General features: G+C 66.9%; 17 protein-coding genes. 13 read left to right on the plus strand and 4 right to left on the minus strand.

The genetic code is table 11. The annotated features are described in order from the left end of the window. The first annotated feature begins 159 nt into the window (after positions 1-159). From ACFQI8_RS00405 to ACFQI8_RS00445, 9 genes are all read left to right on the plus strand, one after another. The gene (locus tag ACFQI8_RS00405) at positions 160-1593 is read left to right on the plus strand and encodes an FAD-dependent oxidoreductase (RefSeq protein ID WP_390242096.1); all 1434 of its coding nucleotides are present in this window, start codon (positions 160-162) and stop codon (positions 1591-1593) included. Between the two features lie 164 nt (positions 1594-1757). Beyond that, positions 1758-3080 (plus strand): ABC transporter substrate-binding protein, encoded by a 1323-nt coding sequence (locus ACFQI8_RS00410; protein ID WP_390242097.1) that lies wholly within the window; start codon positions 1758-1760, stop codon positions 3078-3080. Between the two features lie 93 nt (positions 3081-3173). Beyond that, positions 3174-4139 (plus strand): branched-chain amino acid ABC transporter permease, encoded by a 966-nt coding sequence (locus ACFQI8_RS00415; RefSeq protein WP_390242098.1) that lies wholly within the window; start codon positions 3174-3176, stop codon positions 4137-4139. Beyond that, on the plus strand, positions 4136-5212 hold the full coding sequence (locus ACFQI8_RS00420; protein ID WP_390242099.1) for a branched-chain amino acid ABC transporter permease: 1077 nt from the start codon (positions 4136-4138) through the stop codon (positions 5210-5212). Before ACFQI8_RS00415 ends, ACFQI8_RS00420 begins: the two co-directional genes overlap by 4 nt. After that, positions 5212-6003, plus strand: a complete 792-nt coding sequence (locus ACFQI8_RS00425) for an ABC transporter ATP-binding protein (RefSeq protein ID WP_390242101.1) — start codon at positions 5212-5214, stop codon at positions 6001-6003. Before ACFQI8_RS00420 ends, ACFQI8_RS00425 begins: the two co-directional genes overlap by 1 nt. Further along, the gene (locus tag ACFQI8_RS00430; RefSeq protein ID WP_390242103.1) at positions 5996-6700 is read left to right on the plus strand and encodes an ABC transporter ATP-binding protein; all 705 of its coding nucleotides are present in this window, start codon (positions 5996-5998) and stop codon (positions 6698-6700) included. Before ACFQI8_RS00425 ends, ACFQI8_RS00430 begins: the two co-directional genes overlap by 8 nt. Before the next feature lies 1 nt (position 6701). After that, positions 6702-8030 (plus strand): MmgE/PrpD family protein, encoded by a 1329-nt coding sequence (locus ACFQI8_RS00435; RefSeq protein WP_390242104.1) that lies wholly within the window; start codon positions 6702-6704, stop codon positions 8028-8030. A 24-nt stretch (positions 8031-8054) separates the two neighbouring features. Then, entirely contained in the window at positions 8055-9428 is a 1374-nt protein-coding gene (locus ACFQI8_RS00440) for an MmgE/PrpD family protein (RefSeq protein WP_390242106.1), read from the plus strand. Between the two features lie 69 nt (positions 9429-9497). Further along, complete coding sequence (locus ACFQI8_RS00445) at positions 9498-10268, plus strand: IclR family transcriptional regulator (RefSeq protein ID WP_390242107.1); 771 nt, start codon at positions 9498-9500, stop codon at positions 10266-10268. Positions 10269-10965: 697 nt separating this feature from the next. On the opposite strand, the gene ACFQI8_RS00450 is transcribed toward ACFQI8_RS00445, so the two are convergent. Next, a complete protein-coding gene (locus tag ACFQI8_RS00450; RefSeq protein ID WP_390242108.1) occupies positions 10966-12054 on the minus strand; it encodes a guanosine monophosphate reductase in 1089 nt (362 codons plus the stop codon). A gap of 418 nt (positions 12055-12472) precedes the next feature. On the opposite strand from ACFQI8_RS00450, the gene glmU reads away from it, so the two are divergent. The 3 genes from glmU (at position 12473) to ACFQI8_RS00465 (ending at position 14596) form a co-directional block, all read left to right on the plus strand. Then, a complete protein-coding gene (gene glmU, locus ACFQI8_RS00455) occupies positions 12473-13753 on the plus strand; it encodes a bifunctional sugar-1-phosphate nucleotidylyltransferase/acetyltransferase (RefSeq protein WP_390242110.1) in 1281 nt (426 codons plus the stop codon). 95 nt (positions 13754-13848) lie between these two features. Continuing rightward, positions 13849-14070: a hypothetical protein gene (locus ACFQI8_RS00460; protein ID WP_390242111.1), complete on the plus strand. Its 222-nt coding sequence runs from the start codon at positions 13849-13851 to the stop codon at positions 14068-14070. 82 nt (positions 14071-14152) lie between these two features. After that, positions 14153-14596, plus strand: a complete 444-nt coding sequence (locus tag ACFQI8_RS00465; protein ID WP_390242112.1) for an Rrf2 family transcriptional regulator — start codon at positions 14153-14155, stop codon at positions 14594-14596. Positions 14597-14622: 26 nt separating this feature from the next. Here ACFQI8_RS00465 and ACFQI8_RS00470 read toward each other — a convergent pair whose 3' ends face one another. From ACFQI8_RS00470 to ACFQI8_RS00480, 3 genes are all read right to left on the minus strand, one after another. After that, a complete protein-coding gene (locus tag ACFQI8_RS00470; protein ID WP_390242114.1) occupies positions 14623-14994 on the minus strand; it encodes a winged helix-turn-helix transcriptional regulator in 372 nt (123 codons plus the stop codon). A 128-nt stretch (positions 14995-15122) separates the two neighbouring features. Beyond that, positions 15123-15479 carry a hypothetical protein gene (locus ACFQI8_RS00475; RefSeq protein ID WP_390242115.1) on the minus strand — a complete coding sequence of 119 codons (357 nt, stop codon included), beginning with the start codon at positions 15477-15479 and terminating at the stop codon, positions 15123-15125. A 114-nt stretch (positions 15480-15593) separates the two neighbouring features. Then, positions 15594-16343 carry a DICT sensory domain-containing protein gene (locus tag ACFQI8_RS00480; RefSeq protein ID WP_390242116.1) on the minus strand — a complete coding sequence of 250 codons (750 nt, stop codon included), beginning with the start codon at positions 16341-16343 and terminating at the stop codon, positions 15594-15596. A 163-nt stretch (positions 16344-16506) separates the two neighbouring features. Here ACFQI8_RS00480 and ACFQI8_RS00485 point away from each other — a divergent pair, with 163 nt between their 5' ends. After that, positions 16507-16740 carry a harpin-binding protein gene (locus ACFQI8_RS00485; protein ID WP_390242118.1) on the plus strand — a complete coding sequence of 78 codons (234 nt, stop codon included), beginning with the start codon at positions 16507-16509 and terminating at the stop codon, positions 16738-16740. Positions 16741-16764: the final 24 nt, after the last annotated feature.

Below are 16764 nucleotides of genomic sequence, written 5' to 3' on the forward strand. Positions count from 1 at the left end.
TGAACGATTGAGCGGGCGAGACATGAACGTTGAGCGGGCGAGACATAATCCGTTACTCGCGCGGGCGCGAGAGGGAAACCGACAGACTTCGGGAAGGCGCAGAGAGACTGTCACCGGCGAAGGCGGTAGTTTTACGATAGAGTCTCCCTAGCAGACTGCATGGACGAACTAGCCCGGCGGACGCCGAGCGACGGCGTCACCGAAGTCGTCTCCGTCGACGACATCGAGTGGGACATCGACACCGACGTGCTCGTCGCGGGCGGCGGCGGGACCGGTCTCGTGGCCGCGCTCGCGGCCAGCGAGAACCCCGACGTTCGCGTGACGGTCTTGGAGAAAGCGCCCGAATGCGGCGGCAACACCTCGCTTTCGACCGGGATGATTCCCGCGGCGGGGACGCGACTCCAGCGCGAGGCCGGCATCGAGGAGACGCCCGTGGACATGGCGCGCGACATCTTGGAGAAAAACGACTACGAGGCCGACGAGGAGCGCGTGCGGTACCTCTGCGAGGAGAGCGCGAACCTCATCCACTGGCTCGTCGACGACTGGGACGTCACGCTCCACATCGTGGACGATTTCAAGTATCCCAAACACTCCGAGTACCGGATGCACGCCCCGGAGGGTCGAAACGGCGAGAACCTCGTCGCCGAACTGGTCGAGCGCGTCGAGTCGACGCCGAACATCGAACTCCTGACCAACGCGCCCGTGAAGCGACTCGTCGCCGACGACGGCGCGGTTCGGGGCGTCGTCGCCGGCCTCGGCCACGACGAGGCCATCGAGGCCGAGCGGGTCATCCTCGCCACCGACGGCTTCGCCGGCAACCGCGAGATGGTCACAGACTACTGCGAGGCGGACGTCGAGCGGGCGCTGTACTTCGGCGCTGACGGCAACACCGGTGACGGCGTCCGCTTCGGCACGGAACTCGGCGGCGAACTCGCCTGCATGGACGCCTATCAGGGCCACGCGACGGTGGCGAGTCAGACGGGCATGCTCTCGACCTACGCGGTCACGATGAACGGGGGCATCCTCGTGAATCAGGACGGGGAGCGATTCGGCGACGAGTCCGCGGGCTACAGCGAGTTCGCCATCTCGGTGCTCAAACAGCCCGGCGAACAGGCGATTCAGCTGTTCGACGAGCGCATCTTCGAGAAACTCCGCGGCCAGTTCGAGGACTTCGACGAGGCCATCGAGCAGGGAACCTACCACAGCGCCGACTCGGTCGCCGCCCTCGCCGAGCGACTCGGTGCCGACGGCGAGGCCGCCGCGGAAACGGTCGCCGACTACAACGAGGCCGCCGCGGCGGGCGAGCCGGACGAAGTCGGTCGCGTCGACGGTGCGAATCCGCTTGAAGCGCCCTTCTACGGGGCCAAAGTCACCGGCGCGCTCTTCCACACGCAGGGCGGCCTCGTCGTCGACGAACACGCCCGCGTCCTCCGGACCGACGGGAGCACCGTCGGGAACCTCTACGCCGGCGGCGGCACCGCCTGCGGCATCAGCGGCCACGGCGCGGGCGGCTACCTCTCCGGCAACGGGCTGACGACCGCCCTCGGCTACGGCCGCCTCGCCGGCATCCACGCCAGCGAATCGCTCGACTGACGCCGCGGCGGGGGCTCCGCCCCCGAGCGGAGCAGTCGAACCTACTCGTTTTCGACGCAGTTTGCCGCTCGGAACCCGATTCGTCACAGGAATATCCGCAGAACGTGACAACACGAGTACGGGAGGATTTATTACAATAGGCACTAACCTCGATACCGATTGCCATGGGTAAGACTCTCAAGTCTTCGACGAGCAACAGGCGACGCTTCCTCAAAGCAACGGGCGCGAGCGTCGCGGCACTGACACTGGCCGGCTGTGCGAGCGACGACGGCGGGAACGGCGGCGGTGGTTCCGGCGGCGACTCCGGCGGCGATTCCGGTGGGTCCGGCGGCGACACGGGCACCACGACGGGGACGCCCGAGCAGTCCGTCGACGAGGTCATCATCGGATCGAACCACCCGCTTTCGGGCAGTCTCGCCGCGACGGGCGTCGGGATGAGCAACGCCATCAAACTCGCCGCGATGCGGAAAAACGAGGAGGGCGGCATCGAGTCGCTCGACGGCGCGGAAGTGACCGTCATCGAGGGCGACAACCAGGGCGCACAGGAACTCGGCGGGCAGGTCAGCGAGGAACTGCTCAGCGAGGGCGCGGACGTCCTCACCGGCTGTTACTCCTCGCCGGTGACGACGGCGGCGACGCAGGTCGCGGAACGACAGGGCGTCCCGTTCGTCATCTCCATCGCGGCGGCGGACAACATCCTGCAGGGCCGTGACTTCAACTACGTCTACCGGCCCCAGCCCCCGGCGCGCCGGTTGGCGAGCGACTACGCCGACCTCGTGCCGTCGGTCATCCGCGACGGCGGCGGCACCGTCGACACGGCGGGGCTGTTCTACATCAACAACAGCTACGGGCAGGCGATTCGCGACAGCCTCCGCGAGTTCCTCCCCGAGCAGAACGTCGAAATCGTCGAGGAGACGGCCATCGAGTTCGGCGCGTCGAACGCCAACACGCAGGTGTCGCGGCTCCGGAGCGCCGACCCCGACACCATCATCGCCACGACGTACGTCGCCGGCGGCGTCCTGCTCGCACAGGCGTTACAGGACCAGGACTACCGGCCGCCGCACCTGACCGCGTCCGCGTCCGCGACGTTCACCGACGACGACGCCGTCAGCGACATCGGCGAGTTCGCAAACGGCGTGCTGGACAACAACTACGCGCTGAACCCGACGGTCGACAAGACCGCCGAGGTCCGCTCGCAGTTCCTCGACAACTACGACCAGGAGTTCTCGGCGTCCGTCGGGATGTCCTACACCGCGGCGGAGGTCATCATCCAGGCGGTCGAGGAGGCCGGAAGCGTCGACCCCGACGACATCAACGAGGCGCTCAAGGGACTCAGCTACGAGGACCACATCTCCGCGATGGGCGCAATCGAGTTCGACGACCAAGGTGAGAACATCAACGCGCTCGGGCCGGTGAACCAGGTCCAGGACCTCTCGGTCAGAGTCGTCTACCCCGAGGAGTACGCGGAGGCCGAGCCACAGGTCTAACCGCACCCCCGCGCGCCGTCACGTCAACGAACCGTCTCGAACGATAGCCACCTTTTATGGGGGTTGACAACAATTCCCGAGCGTAGAAACCGCATGGGACACCTAGTCACATCGGTCGCGCCCCTGCCGCTACAGGGCGGTGGCCTCGGCCGATTCATCGACCCGTTCGCACAGTTCCTGACCGATATCACCAATCTGGAGCCCGTCCTCCTACAGTTGCTCGCGTTCGGCCTCCTGCTCGGGGGCGTCTACGCGCTGACGGCGCTCGGGCTGACGATGATATTCGGCGTGATGGACGTCATCAACTTCGCCCACGGCATCTTCCTCGTCGTCGGGATGTACTCGGTGTGGTTGGTCTCCGAGACGGCCGGCATCAGCCCGTTCATCGGGATACCTATCGCCGCCGCCGTGCTGTTCGCCTTCGGGGTGATCGTGCATATTCTCACGGTCGAGCCCATCATCGAGGCACCCCAGCAGAACCAGCTCATCGCCACGCTGGGCGTGCTCTTCATCGTCCAGTCGGCCATCGAAATCGTGTTCACGCCCGACCCCCAGCAGGTCGAACTCTCGCTCGGGTCGGTGCAGGTCGGCGACGTCTTCATCCCGCTCGGGCAGTTCTACGCGCTCGTCATCGCGCTCGGAACGATGCTCGCCGTGCGGGCGTTCCTGAACCGGACCGACCTCGGCCGGAAAATTCGCGGTACGGCCGACAACCGCAACGGCGCGCGCTACGTCGGCATCAACGTCCGCCGTATCAACTACCTCACCTTCGGCATCGGCGCGGCACTGGCCGGCGTGGCCGGCGGCTCCATCGCGCTGTTCCAGCGGTTCGACCCCTTCACCGGCGAGACGTACCTCATCAACGCCTTCGTCATCGTCATCCTCGGCGGCCTCGGCTCGTTCCCCGGCGCGTTCGTCGGCGGCCTCATCGTCGGGCTGATTCAGGTGTTCGGCGGCTACTACCTCCCCGGGACCACCGCGCAGGTGCTCATCTTCCTGCTTTTCATCGGGACACTCCTCGTCAAGCCCGAGGGCCTGTTCGGAGGTGCTGAGGCGTGAGCGCAATCGAGTCCGTCCGCGACCGCTACCGGACGTTCGACGACGGGCGGTACGCGCCGCTCGTCAAGGGCGTCGCCCTGTTCGGCCTGCTCGCGGCGCTCCCGACGCTCATCGAAATCGACGTCGCCGGGATGGAACTCGCGGCGACGCTGAGCATTCGGATGCTCATCCTCACGGTCATCTACGCCTACACGGCGCAGGCGTGGAACATCATGTCCGGCTACACCGGGCAGTTCTCGTTCGGGCACGCGGCGTTCTTCGGCGTCGGCGCGTACGCCACGCAGGCGCTCGTCGTCGACTTCGCGGTGAACCCGTGGGTCGGAATGCTCGTCGGCGGCGTGCTCGCGGCGGGGTACGGCCTCGTCATCGGCGCGCTGTCGTTCCGCTTCAACCTGCAGGGCCACTACTTCGCGCTGGCGACGCTGGCGTTCGCGGAACTGCTCCGCTTTGTCGTCACCAACATGTCCGAACTCCACGGTGCCAACGGCTACTTCAAACCGTTCCCGCGCGACTACGGCGCGGAGTACGGCCTCGCGGCCTTCCAGTTCCAGAGCGACCTGCCGTACTACTACCTCATCGTCGGCTTCCTGCTGGTCGTGACGCTCGTCTCGTGGGTCATCAAGAACTCGTGGGTCGGACTGTACTTCTTCGCCATCCGCGAAGACGAGCGAGCCGCCGCCAGCGTCGGCGTGCCGAGCTTCCGGTACAAGCTCATCGGCGTCGCCGTCAGCGCCTTCTTCACCGCCCTCGGCGGTGCCTACTGGTCGATGTACTTCAACACCATCCGCCCCGACACCGTGTTCGCGCTGTTCAAGAACGTCGAACTGCTCCTCCCCGCGGTCATCGGCGGCCCGGGGACGCTTCTAGGCCCCATCGTCGGCTCGTTCATCGTCACGCCGGTCAGCGAAATCGCGCGGACGACGTTCTCCGACATCAACGGCCTCGACCGCATCATCTACGGCGCGTTCCTCGTCGCCATCGTCATCTACTCGCCGCGCGGCGTGGTGAGCTGGCCGAGTCAGGCGCGCGCGCTCTGGAACCGCGTCCGCGGTGACGAGGAGGTGAGCGAGTGATGTCGGCAGATGAGACGAGCGCGCCGGGTGCTGACTCCCCGGACGCCGACATCGACCGCGACGGCGAGCGGATTCTGTCGGTCGAGGGCGTCGGCAAGCGCTTCTCCGGCCTGCAGGCGCTCGACGACGTCGACATGACCGTCAACCGCGGCGAGATTATCGGCCTCATCGGACCGAACGGCGCGGGCAAGACCACGCTTTTCAACTGCATCAGCGGGGCGTTCCCGCCGACGAGCGGGACCGTCCGACTCGACGGCGAGGTCATCTCCGGCCTCCCGGCGCACAAAATCGCGCGGGCGGGGCTGGCGCGGACGTTCCAAATCACGCGCCCGCTAGAGGAGCTAACGGTCGTCGAGAACGCGATGGTCGGCGCGCACATCCACACGCGTCGCCGGAGCGAGGCGCGCGAAATCGCCATGGAGACCCTCGAATTCGTCGGGCTCGCGGACAAGGCCGAAGCGGAGGCGGGCGAGCTCACCGTCGGCGCACAGAAGCGCCTCGAACTCGCCCGCGCGGTCTCGACGCGCCCGGAAATCCTGCTTCTCGACGAGATTATGGCGGGGCTCACCCCGTCGGAGTCGAACCAGATGCTCGACCTGTTCCGCCAACTGCGCGAGCGCGGGACGAGCCTCCTCATCATCGAACACGACATGAAAGCCATCATGAACATCTCGGACTACGTGAAAGTGCTGGACCAAGGGAAGGGAATCGCCTTCGGCGCGCCGGAGACGGTGGTCGAAGACGACCGCGTCATCGAGGCCTACATCGGGGGGTTCGACGTCGATGCTTGAACTGCGCGGCGTCCGCGCCGGCTACGACGACATCGAGGTGCTCCACGGCGTCGACATGCGCGTCGACGAGGGCGAAATCGTCGCGCTCATCGGCTCGAACGGCGCGGGCAAGACCACGACGATGCGAACCATCTGCGGCATCCTCTCGCCGAGCCACGGCGAGATAACCTACCGCGACGAGGCGATTCACTCGAAGGCGTCCCACGAAATCGTCGAGCGCGGCATCGTGCAGGTCCCGGAGAACCGCGACCTGTTCACCAACATGACCGTCATCGACAACCTGCTTCTCGGCGCGCAGACCGAGGAGGCGAAGGCGAGCCGCGAGGAGAACCTCGACGAGATGCTGGAGCTGTTCCCCCGGCTCGCGGAGCGCAAGAACCAGCGCGCCGGCACCATGTCCGGCGGAGAACAGCAGATGCTGACGCTCGCCCGCGCGCTCATGGGCGAACCGGACCTGCTCATCCTCGACGAGCCCTCTATCGGTCTCGCGCCGCACCTCGTCCAAGAGGTGTTCGACGTCATCGAGGACATCCACGCGCAGGGCATGACCGTCCTCATGGTCGAACAGAACGTCCAGCAGACGCTCAAGCTGGCCGACCGCGGCTACGTCATGGAGAACGGCCGCATCAGCATGACCGCCGACGGCGACCAACTCCTCGAAGACGAGGGCGTCGTCGAGGCGTACCTCGGGGTGTGAGATGACAGACGAAGCGCTCGCGTCGTTCGTCGCCGACCTCGACCGGGCCGACCTCCCCGCGTCGGTCGCCGCCCGCGCGTCGCTCGTCGTGGCCGACACCATCGGCGCGGTGCTCGGCGGCGCGTCGGACCCCGCGGTCGCCGCGTTAGCGCGCCGCTGGGCCGACGAGAACGGCGGCGAATCGACCATCCTGGGGACCGCGGGCGAGCGGACCTCGGCGTACCGCGCCGCGTTCGTCAACGCGGCCGCCGGGAGCGTCCTCGAACTCGACGAGGGCCACCGCTTCGCGGCCGGCCACCCGGCGATTCACGTCCTGCCCGCGCTCCTCGCGGACGGCGAGTCGGCCTACCGGAGCGGCGACGAGTTCCTGACGGCGTTCGTCGCCGGCTACGAGGCGGCGGTCCGCGCCGCCGAGGCGGTCGTCCCGCTCGCGGACAGCCTCCACCCCCACGGCGTGTGGGGCGGCGTCGGCACCGCCGCGGCCGTCTCCCGACTCCGCGGCCTCGACGCCGAGACGACGCTCGACGCGATGCGAATCGCGGCGAACTACGCCCAGCACACCCGATTCGAGGCGGCCACCGAGGGCGCGACCGTCAGGAACGGCTACGTCGGGATGAGCAACCTCTCGGGCCTGCTCGCGGTCGACCAGGCCCAATCCGGGTTCACCGGCCTCGACGACGGCGTGGTCCGCCACCTCGAACCCGTCGCCGCCGACGGCCCCGACCGGAGCGCCCTCGCCGACGGACTCGGCGAGCGCTGGGAAATCGAGCGCGGCTACTTCAAGGTCCACGCGGCCTGCCGCTACACCCACGCCGCACTCGACGCCGTGGCGCTCCTCGTCGACGAGACGGGCGTCGTCGCGGCCGACGTCGAGTCGGTCACCGTCGAGACGTACCCCGCCGCGGCCGCGCTGTCCGAACCCGCGCCCGCCAACGCCCTGCAGGCGAAGTTCTCGGTTCCCTTCGCCGTCGCGTCGGCGCTGACGACCGGTGAGACCGGCAAGGAGGCGTTCACCGACGAGGCGCTGACGAAGACCGCGCTCGGGTTCGCCCGCCGCGTGGACGTGGTCGCCACCGAGGAGTTCGCCGCGCGCGCCCCCGACGAGCGCGGCGCGCGCGTCACCGTCGAGACGGGCGACGGGGAGCGGTACGCCCGCGAGGTACGCGCCGCCCGCGGCGGCGAACGCGACCCCTTCACCGAGTCGGAACTCAGAGCGAAGTTCGACCGACTCGTCGCGCCAGTCATCGGCGACGGCGGCGTCGACGGACTCTGGACCGCGGCGACCGAACCCGCCGCCCCCCGCGTGCTCTGCGCCCTCACCCGGGGCTGAGCACCCCCGACACTCACTGAGACCATGATTTCACACGAGCCAGTCGAAGACTGGGAACGACAGGTGTACGGCTTTCTGACCGACGAACTCCCCGACGACGTGCGCGCCGACGGCGAGCGAATCGTCGCGGACGTGCTCGCGGCGACCGTCGCGGGGGCGGCCGCCCCGCAACACGGGGGCGTCTTCCGCGACGCGAAACTGGCCGACGGCCCGGCGTCAGTCCTCGGGACCGACCGCCGCGTCGACCCGTCGCAGGCGGCGCTGTTGAACGCGACGGCGGCGATAACACAGGAGATAGAGGAGGGCCACAACCGCGGCGGCCACGTCGGCGCGAGCGTCGTCGCGGGCGCGGTCGGCGTCGCCGAAAACCACGACGTCGACGGCGAGGCGTTCGTCGAGGCCTGCGTCCGCTCGTACGAACTCTGCGCGCGCTTCGAGTACGCCATCTTCGCCATGAAGGCCCGGATGAACGAGGCGATTCCGTGGCTCGTCCGCGACCCACACTCGACGTGGACGACGCTCGGGCCGGCGCTGACCGCCGCCGTCTGCGCGGGGCAGTCACCCGACGAGGTGCGCGAGACGGTCCGCACCGCGCTGAATCTCGCGGTCGTCTCCATGCACGACCCCTTCGCGGAGGGCGCGCCGTCGCGGAACGTCACCGCCGGCTTCTCCGCGCAGGCCGGCGTGAGCGCCGCGACGCTGACCGCCGCCGGCCTCCGCGGGTCGCCCGCGGCGATGGAGGCCGTCTACGAACCGTTCGAAACGCTCCTCGCGGACGGCGAGTTCGCCGCCCTGTTCGACTCGCTCGGCGACGACTGGTGGATTACCGAGGCCTACCAGAAGCCGTACCCGTCGTGTCGCTACACCCACGCCCCGCTCGACGCCCTGCGAGACGCCGGCGCGGACGACCTCTCACCGGACGACGTGGACCGAATCGACGTGTACACCTACCGCAACGGCGTCGATATGAGTCACGCGCGGCCCGAGACGCTCACCGCGGCGAAGTTCTCGACGCCGTACGTCCTCGCCCGCTGGGTCGCCGACGGGCGCGTCGAACTCGACGACTTCCTCGACGACGCGCTCGGCGACGAGGCCGTACAGGGGCTCTCGGAGCGCGTCCACCTCCACGCGGACGAGGCGTTCGAGCGGGCGTTCCCCGATGACTGGGGCGCGCGCGTCGAAGTAACCGCCCGCGACGGGAGCCGATACGTCGGCGAGCGCGCGTACCCCCGCGGCGACTACCGCGACCCGCTGTCGGCGACTGACCTCGCCTCGCGCAACCGCGACCTGCTCGCGTTCGGTCTCGGCGACGACGACGCGGACGCGGCGCTCGACGCCCTCTCGGAGGTCGGGTCGAACCCGGTCCGCGAGACTGTCGCCGAGCTGACGCGGCGGTAAACCGAACGCTCGTTCGTTCAGCCCGAACGAGACGACAACAATTATTACCTCACTCGGTCAGAGATAACTATGAACACGGACGGAAACGACGCGGCAGGAACAATCGGCGCTACGAAAACGTCGTTCGGCATCGTCGAACACATCAGAGACCACGACGCGAGCGGGGTGTCGGAGATTGCGAACGACCTCGGTATCTCGAAGAGCACGGCACACAACCACCTCAAAACGCTCGCGGGGCTCGGTTACGTCGTCAGGCAGGGCGACGAGTACGCGCTGGGCCTGAAGTTCCTCGACCTCGGCGACCACGCCCGGACGCGACACGCACTGTACCACGCGTCCATCGGCGAGATGGACGACCTCGTCGAGGCGGTCGGCGAGCGCGGACAGGTGATGGTCGAGGAGAACGGCCGCGGCGTCTACATCTATCAGGTGAAGTCCGAGCAGGGACTCCAGACCGACTCGCACATCGGCACGACCGTCGACCTCCACACCACGGCGGTCGGCAAGTCCTATCTCGCCTTCTGCGACGAGAAGCGCCGAAACGAGATTCTCGACGGCGAACTGACGCGCCTGACGACGAAGACGATAGACGACCGCGACGCCCTCGAAGCCGAGTTGGCGACCGTTCGCGAGCGCGGGTACGCCTTCAACGACGAAGAGCGCATCACCGGCATGCGGGCGGTCGGCGCGCCGATTCTCTCCGACGACGAGACCATCCTCGGCGCTATCAGCGTCTCCGGCCCGACCACCCGGATGAAAGGTGAGTGGTACCACACGGAGGTCCCCGAGATGGTGACGCAAGCCGCCCGCGTCATCGGCATCCGAGCGACCTACTCGTAGTCTTCAGCAATACAGAACAACTGTTCGGTACGGCTGTGCTTCGTGCGAGATTTGACCCCCTGCAGTCCGTTCCCGAAATCGGTCGGACGCGAGCCGACCGACAGCAAACGTATTACAAAATTACGCTTGTCACGGGTGAGGCGAGCCGACTCCTGCAACCCGTGACACAGGTACGGTAGTCACGCGAGTCAATCGAGTTCGGCGGTGCTCGTCGGTAAACGTTTCAGAATTAGTTATATACTCATAAAACTGATAGGTCTCGGTTAGTGAAGTTCACGAGAGCGATGAGTCCGTTTCGAACCGAGATTCCACCGTCCGCGATTCAGGCGCGTCGATGTCGATTCAAAGCGGACGAAAAATTCATTTTCCTCGTCATTGTCCCGTCTTTCGGGCTAAATTTCGGTGTTTAAAAATTCAAATAAAATATGTTAGTCGGGTCTGACTGCGGGAGACTGCCGAGCGTTTACATTCATATCGAAGACACCTACTTGAGAACGGTAACTACCACTATACGAAGATTCGAGTCAAATACTATCGAATCTGGGATATTGTTCGAGCGCGACGACGCCGGTGTGTCAGCGCGAACGCTATCGCTCGGCGAGGGCGCGGCCATCGGCGTGGCGGTCCGCGTCGTCTCGCGTCGCGTCGGGAGTCACCGCGCGGTGTTGTGTTGGGGGTCGGTTCCCCGACCGCGGAGTCAGTCGGCCATCGGGGCTTGCAACTCGCGTTCGGCCTCCTCGTCGACCTCGACGGGACCCTCGGCGAAGACGACGCCGTGTGCGCCTTCTCGCTCTTTCGCGCTCGCCGCGACGCGGACGAACGAAGCCCGTTCGCGGGCGTCTGCGATGGTGTGGCCGCCGCAGTAGCTCACACCGGAGCGAATCCCGCCGAGGAACTCCTCGACGAGCGGTTCGACCGGTCCCTTGTGGGGCGTGAGCGCCTCGACGCCCTCGCCGGCGTCCACGTCGCTCTGTTTGTCCTCGCGTTCGTCGGCGGCCTCCGCCGAGGCCATCCCGCGGGAGCGCTTGTACGTCTCGCCGTCGACCTCGACGACCCGGCCCGGAGCCTCGTCGGTCCCGGCGAAGAAGCTCCCCATCATGACGGTGTCCGCGCCGGCCATGAGCGCCTTCGCGGCGTCGCCGGAGGTCCGAATCCCGCCGTCGGCCATGACGTGGATGCCGAGGTCGTGCGCCCGCTCGGCGCACTCCGAGACGGCCGTGAGCTGTGGGTAGCCCGCGCCCGCGACCTCACGGGTCGTACAGTGCGAGCCCGGCCCGACGCCGACTTTCACACAGCCCGCGCCGGCCTCCCAGAGGTCTTCGACCGCCGCCGGCGTGACGACGTTGCCCGCGACGATTTCGGGGTCGAACTCGTCGCGAATCCGTTCGACGGCGTCGAGACACCGCTCCATGTGGCCGTGAGCGATGTCCATCACAATCGCGTCCGCGCCGGCGTCGAGGAGCGCCTCGGTCCGGTCGAGGTAGTTTTCGTTGATGCCGACCGCGCCCGAGACGGTCCCGCCCGCCTCGGCGACGCGCCGGACCTGTTCGGCCTGCTCGTCCACGTCGAGAAAGCGGTGGACGACGCCGAGCCCGCCGAGGCCCGAGAGCGCGGCCGCGAGGTCCGCCTCGGTGACGGTGTCCATGGCCGCGCTGACGAGCGGCGTATCGAGGCGCAAGTCGGGCGTCACGTTGGTCGAGAGGTCCACGTCGCTCCGGCTGTCGACCGGCGAGCGCTGTGGAACCAGCAATACGTCTCCGTAAGAGAGTCCTGTGCGAATCTCCATCGTAACCCTCCACAGCCGAAGGGTGGGATGGTAATAACGCTCACGAACGCGGTTCGCGTCGCCGCGGAACGAAACTATTACTCGCTGGTGCTCGTCCGTTCACTAACACACGGCGCCGCGTCTCGTGCGAATCTCCAACCCATCGTAACCCCAACGTATTCGCCGTTCGCGGGCCGTGTGGCTCGAACCGTCCGCGAGCGACCGCGACGCGCGACGGCGGAGTTTCAGAGTCAAATCCGGCTCGGAGTTCACAAGTGTTTTGAGAGATTGATAGTGACAGGAAATTGCCGTACCGACCGTACCACCTCGAGTCGGTATCGGTAGGTGGAACAGAGGCAACCCACAGCGTCGCGATTGGTCCCCGCCTCGGTATCGTCCGGACCGAAGAAATTTCTTCCGCGCAGTCCCTTAGGGGGGTATGCAGACTGTCATTCTCGCCGCCGGCCGCGGCACCCGGATGCGTCCGCTCACGGACCGCCGACCGAAGCCGATGCTCCCCGTGGCCGACCGACCGCTCGTCGCGCACACCGCCGACGCGGCCATCGAGGCGGGCGCGACGGACATCACCCTCGTCGTCGGTTACGAGGCCGGAGACGTGCGCGACTACTTCGGCGACGAGCGCGGCGGCGTCCCCGTCGCGTTCGCCGTCCAGTCGGAACAGCGCGGGACGGCCGACGCCGTCCGCGCCGCGGCCCCGCACCTCGACCCCGACGAACCGTTCGTCGTCCTCAACGGCGACGCGCTGTACGACGTGCCGTCGCTGTCGACGCTGTACGAGGGGACGCCCGCGGTCGGGTCGTTCCGGGTCGCCGACCCGAGTTCCTACGGCGTCCTCGACACCGACGACGAGGGCTTCGTCACCGACGTCGTCGAGAAGCCCGCGGACCCGCCGTCGGACCTCGTCAACGCCGGCGCGTACGTCTTCCCCGCCGAGGCCCACGACTGGCTCGACGTGGCCGAGAGCGACCGCGGCGAACTCGAACTGACCGACGTGCTCGCGACGACCTGCGAGGCCTACGACGTGCGCGGCGTCGCCTTCGACCGCTGGCTCGACGTGGGGCGGCCGTGGGAACTCCTCGAAGCCAACGAGTGGAAGCTCGGCGAACTCGAACCGCGAATCGACGGCGACGTGTCCGAGCGGGCCGAACTCGACGGGCCGGTCGTCGTCGAGGCGGGTGCGACGGTCCGCTCGGGCGTGGTCATCGAGGGGCCGGTGCTCGTCCGTCGCGGGGCCACCGTCGGCCCGAACGCCTACGTCCGCGGGCACACGCTCGTCGGCGAGAACGCCAAGGTCGGCCACGCCGTCGAGGTGAAAAACAGCGTCCTGATGGAGGGCGCGACGGTCGGCCACCTCTCGTACGTCGGCGACAGCCTCCTCGGCCGCGACGTGAACTTCGGCGCGGGAACCAAAGTGGCAAACCTCCGTCACGACGGCGAATCCGTCCGGCAACTGCTCAAGGGCGAACTCGTCTCCTCGGGTCGCCGGAAGTACGGCGTCGTTCTCGGCGACGGGGTGAAAACCGGCATCAACGCCTCGCTGAACGCGGGCGTCAGAATCCCGACCGGCGGGACGGTCAAACCCGGCGAGTCCGTGCTCTACGACCGCGTGGGCGAGAACGACGCGGGCGACGAGACGACCGCCGACGAGACGAGCGACCACGCGTCGACCGACGACGAGGCGGCCGCCGGCGAGGACTGACGCGAGAACCGCCTCGGACCCGATAGCCGTCACAGTGTTGATAGTTGAGCCACCAAACAGGTATCAGACACAACGGGAAATCGGCACGACAGTACATGGACGTGACCGAGGGAGAGTCGACGTCGAGACGCGTGCTCTACATCAACGACGAGCGGCTGTTGGTGCTGACGAAAACGAGGAGTGAACCGACCGCCGCACAGGCCGACTCGCCCGAGTCTGTCGACTCCGAGTCTACTTTTCGGCCGTTCCGAACCCTATCCGGTCGGTTCTCGCCACCGGATTCTGACACCGAACCCCCGTTCCGGGCCGGGAGTTGAAAAACGTCAGTTCCGCGGAGAAGCCGGCGAAATCGGCGCATCACCGTGAAATCTAAAATGCCCGTAGCACCAAAGAACGTGTATGTCGAACAGCAGCCGATTCGTCGTCGCGACGCACGTGCTGACTCACTTGGCGGTGCGGAGCGACGAACGGCTGTCTTCCGACCGTCTCGCGTGGAGCGTCAACACGAACCCGGTGGTCATCCGTCAGCTCCTGTGTTCGCTCCGCGAGGCGGACCTCGTCGATTCCAAGCGCGGCCCGACCGGCGGCTTCACGCTGTCCCGCGAGCCGGACGCCATCACGCTTCGCGACATCTACGAGGCGGTGGAGGACGCCGAGCCGTTCTGTTTCCACACGAACGAACCGAACGACGAGTGTACCGTCGGCGAACACATCCAGCCGGTGCTCGGCGAACTGCTCGAGCCGGCGATTCAGGCGATGCTCGACGAACTCGACTCGGTCACCGTCGCGGACGTCCACGCGGAAATCGTCGAGACGGCGGGCGGCGACCCGCTCGAAGCGTAGCGCGACGTCGCGTCGCGTCGCGACGTTCAGACCGTCGACTGCACCGTCTCGGCTTCGGCCGCACCCTCCTCGTGTTCGGCGTCGAGCCACTCGGTGGCCCACTCCTGTATCTCGTCGAACACCGGGCACAGCGAGACGCCCTTGTCGGTCAGCGAGTAGTACGTCGCGACTGGCGCGTCCTCTTCCATCCGGCGGTCGACGAAGCCGTGTTCCTGCAGGTCGTCGAGGACGCGAGAGAGCGTCCGCGAGCTCGCGCCGGTCGAACGCTTCAGCTCGTTGAACCGCTTTTCACCGTCTTGGAGGTCGTGGAGGACGATGAGACGCCACTGCGACCCGATCTGCTTCAGCGAGTCGATGATGGGACAGGGGGCGTCGTCGAGGTTCGTATCCGTGGCCATACCTCAACATCGGCTCCGACCCTCTTTAGCGGTTCGGTTAGTACACCTGCTTTCGAAACGTTACCTGGTTCGGCTCCGGACCGACAGACCGACCGGCTGACCGGTCGCCGACCGGAGCGCCGGTCCCCTCAGGCGAGCAACCGCGAGAGGAGCAGAAACACGCGCTTGAGATTCTTCGAGAGGCTCGTCTGGTTCTCCGAGAACAGCACCACGTCGTCGTCGAGTCCGTGTACCTTCAGGCACCGACCGCGGTCCGACAGGTCCTTCAGTTCGATGCCCCGGACCGAGTCGAGGGGGATGACGAGATAGCGGTACTCCTCGTCTTGGATGTCGGCGTTACAGTGGTCGCCGTAGACGTGGATGCTCCGCTCTGTGACCGCGAGTTCGTAGCCGATGTAGCTCATCCCAGCGATTTCGGCCCCGGCGCGGCCGCCCTTGACTTTGCCTTTCAGGTGCGAGGCGTCGAGGAGGATTCCGTCAACCATACCGCACGGTTCCGGGCGGGCGTTCCTAAGTATTCGCGCCCGGTTCTCCGGATTGATTCTGCGGGCGAGAGCGAAGAAGCAACTCGAGTCAGCGGCTGGACTGCTGTCGGGCAGTCATCTGGCGTCGGGCGTCGGCTCGCCCGAGCCATCGGATTCGATAATCGAGTACGACGAGACGAGGTGGTTGACGATGTAGTCGACCATCGAGGGGTCGTACGTCCAGAAGCCGGTGAACCCGAACCCCGGTTCGGTCTCCTCGGCGACGAGGGCGCACTTGTAGTCGCCGATGCCGTTGCCGTCGTAGGCGACGAACCAGGAGCGCCGAATCTCGTCGGTGCGCGCGAGGTGGAGTTGGAACTGGTCCGCCTGCGGGACCTCGCCGTTCGGATAGATGTACGCGTGGACCGAGAGGTCGTCGCGGCCGCCGAGGCGGCGGTACGTTTCGAGTTGCGGGCGAAGGTTCCCGCCGGACTGAAAGCCCGAGTGGAGTTCGCCCGCGCCGACGCGCCACGCGCGGTCTTCGATTTCGCGGGTGGCGTTGAGCATCTGCTGACGGTCGTAGGAGGTAAACAACGTCTCGTCGAGATGGTCGAGAATCGGCTCGTACGAGTCGCGTTCGAAGCCCGGTTCGACGTCCTCGGGGCGTCTGAGGAGGTCGTCGACCGAGACGGCCGTGTGGAATGTGTCGCCGGTACCCAGCACGGCGTAGTTCGAGGGGCCCTCGTCGGAACTCGCAGACTCCACCGAGACGTTTCGATTCGCGAAGTGCTCGGCGAGTCGCTCGACGACGTCGGGAGTCGGATTGAACACCGTCAGAGTTCGCTCCGCGGCGGCGACGCCGGAGATGAGTTCGCTGAGAGACATTACCGGTTACACGGAACGCTCTAGCGGGTAATTATTCTTTGCAACAGTGTGGTATAATCGAGGCGGAGGTCGGCGAGGCGGCCCCGAGACTCCGGCGAGTAAGGAGGTCGTTACCGAAGGTGTACAGATTCCTAACTATGCCTCGCGAGCGTGTACATTCGGTATGATTTCCGACGCACCCCACTCTCGGTCGTCCGCGGGAGTCGACGACGAACTCGGCGCGGACGATAGCTCGTGGTTCGCCGCCGAGGTACCCGACATCGTCGAGGGGCTCGCGTCCTCGCAGTCCATCGGCCCCCTCACCGCCGCGGCCGCCCGCCAACTCATCGCGGTCGGCCGTGCGAGAGACGCGCTCGCGCTCGTCCTCGGCGAAGTCGACGGGTCGTGGCGGCGGTGAGACGGCGCGACGAGCGAAGCCGTA

Origin of the sequence: Haloferax chudinovii (genome assembly GCF_042663345.1) — an archaeon.
Classification (GTDB): Archaea; Halobacteriota; Halobacteria; order Halobacteriales; family Haloferacaceae; genus Haloferax; species Haloferax chudinovii.

Bases quoted from the DNA above. Each gene is read 5' to 3' on its own strand.
- ACFQI8_RS00425 (WP_390242101.1), top strand. From the start codon at position 5,212: ATGTCGGCAGATGAGACGAGCGCGCCGGGTGCTGACTCCCCGGACGCC.
- ACFQI8_RS00435 (WP_390242104.1), top strand. From the start codon at position 6,702: ATGACAGACGAAGCGCTCGCGTCGTTCGTCGCCGACCTCGACCGGGCC.
- ACFQI8_RS00415 (WP_390242098.1), top strand. From the start codon at position 3,174: ATGGGACACCTAGTCACATCGGTCGCGCCCCTGCCGCTACAGGGCGGT.
- ACFQI8_RS00465 (WP_390242112.1), top strand. From the start codon at position 14,153: ATGTCGAACAGCAGCCGATTCGTCGTCGCGACGCACGTGCTGACTCAC.
- ACFQI8_RS00450 (WP_390242108.1), bottom strand. From the start codon at position 12,054: ATGGAGATTCGCACAGGACTCTCTTACGGAGACGTATTGCTGGTTCCA.
- ACFQI8_RS00480 (WP_390242116.1), bottom strand. From the start codon at position 16,343: ATGTCTCTCAGCGAACTCATCTCCGGCGTCGCCGCCGCGGAGCGAACT.
- ACFQI8_RS00445 (WP_390242107.1), top strand. From the start codon at position 9,498: ATGAACACGGACGGAAACGACGCGGCAGGAACAATCGGCGCTACGAAA.
- ACFQI8_RS00430 (WP_390242103.1), top strand. From the start codon at position 5,996: ATGCTTGAACTGCGCGGCGTCCGCGCCGGCTACGACGACATCGAGGTG.
- glmU (WP_390242110.1), top strand. From the start codon at position 12,473: ATGCAGACTGTCATTCTCGCCGCCGGCCGCGGCACCCGGATGCGTCCG.
- ACFQI8_RS00440 (WP_390242106.1), top strand. From the start codon at position 8,055: ATGATTTCACACGAGCCAGTCGAAGACTGGGAACGACAGGTGTACGGC.
- ACFQI8_RS00485 (WP_390242118.1), top strand. From the start codon at position 16,507: ATGATTTCCGACGCACCCCACTCTCGGTCGTCCGCGGGAGTCGACGAC.
- ACFQI8_RS00405 (WP_390242096.1), top strand. From the start codon at position 160: ATGGACGAACTAGCCCGGCGGACGCCGAGCGACGGCGTCACCGAAGTC.
- ACFQI8_RS00475 (WP_390242115.1), bottom strand. From the start codon at position 15,479: ATGGTTGACGGAATCCTCCTCGACGCCTCGCACCTGAAAGGCAAAGTC.
- ACFQI8_RS00460 (WP_390242111.1), top strand. From the start codon at position 13,849: ATGGACGTGACCGAGGGAGAGTCGACGTCGAGACGCGTGCTCTACATC.
- ACFQI8_RS00470 (WP_390242114.1), bottom strand. From the start codon at position 14,994: ATGGCCACGGATACGAACCTCGACGACGCCCCCTGTCCCATCATCGAC.
- ACFQI8_RS00410 (WP_390242097.1), top strand. From the start codon at position 1,758: ATGGGTAAGACTCTCAAGTCTTCGACGAGCAACAGGCGACGCTTCCTC.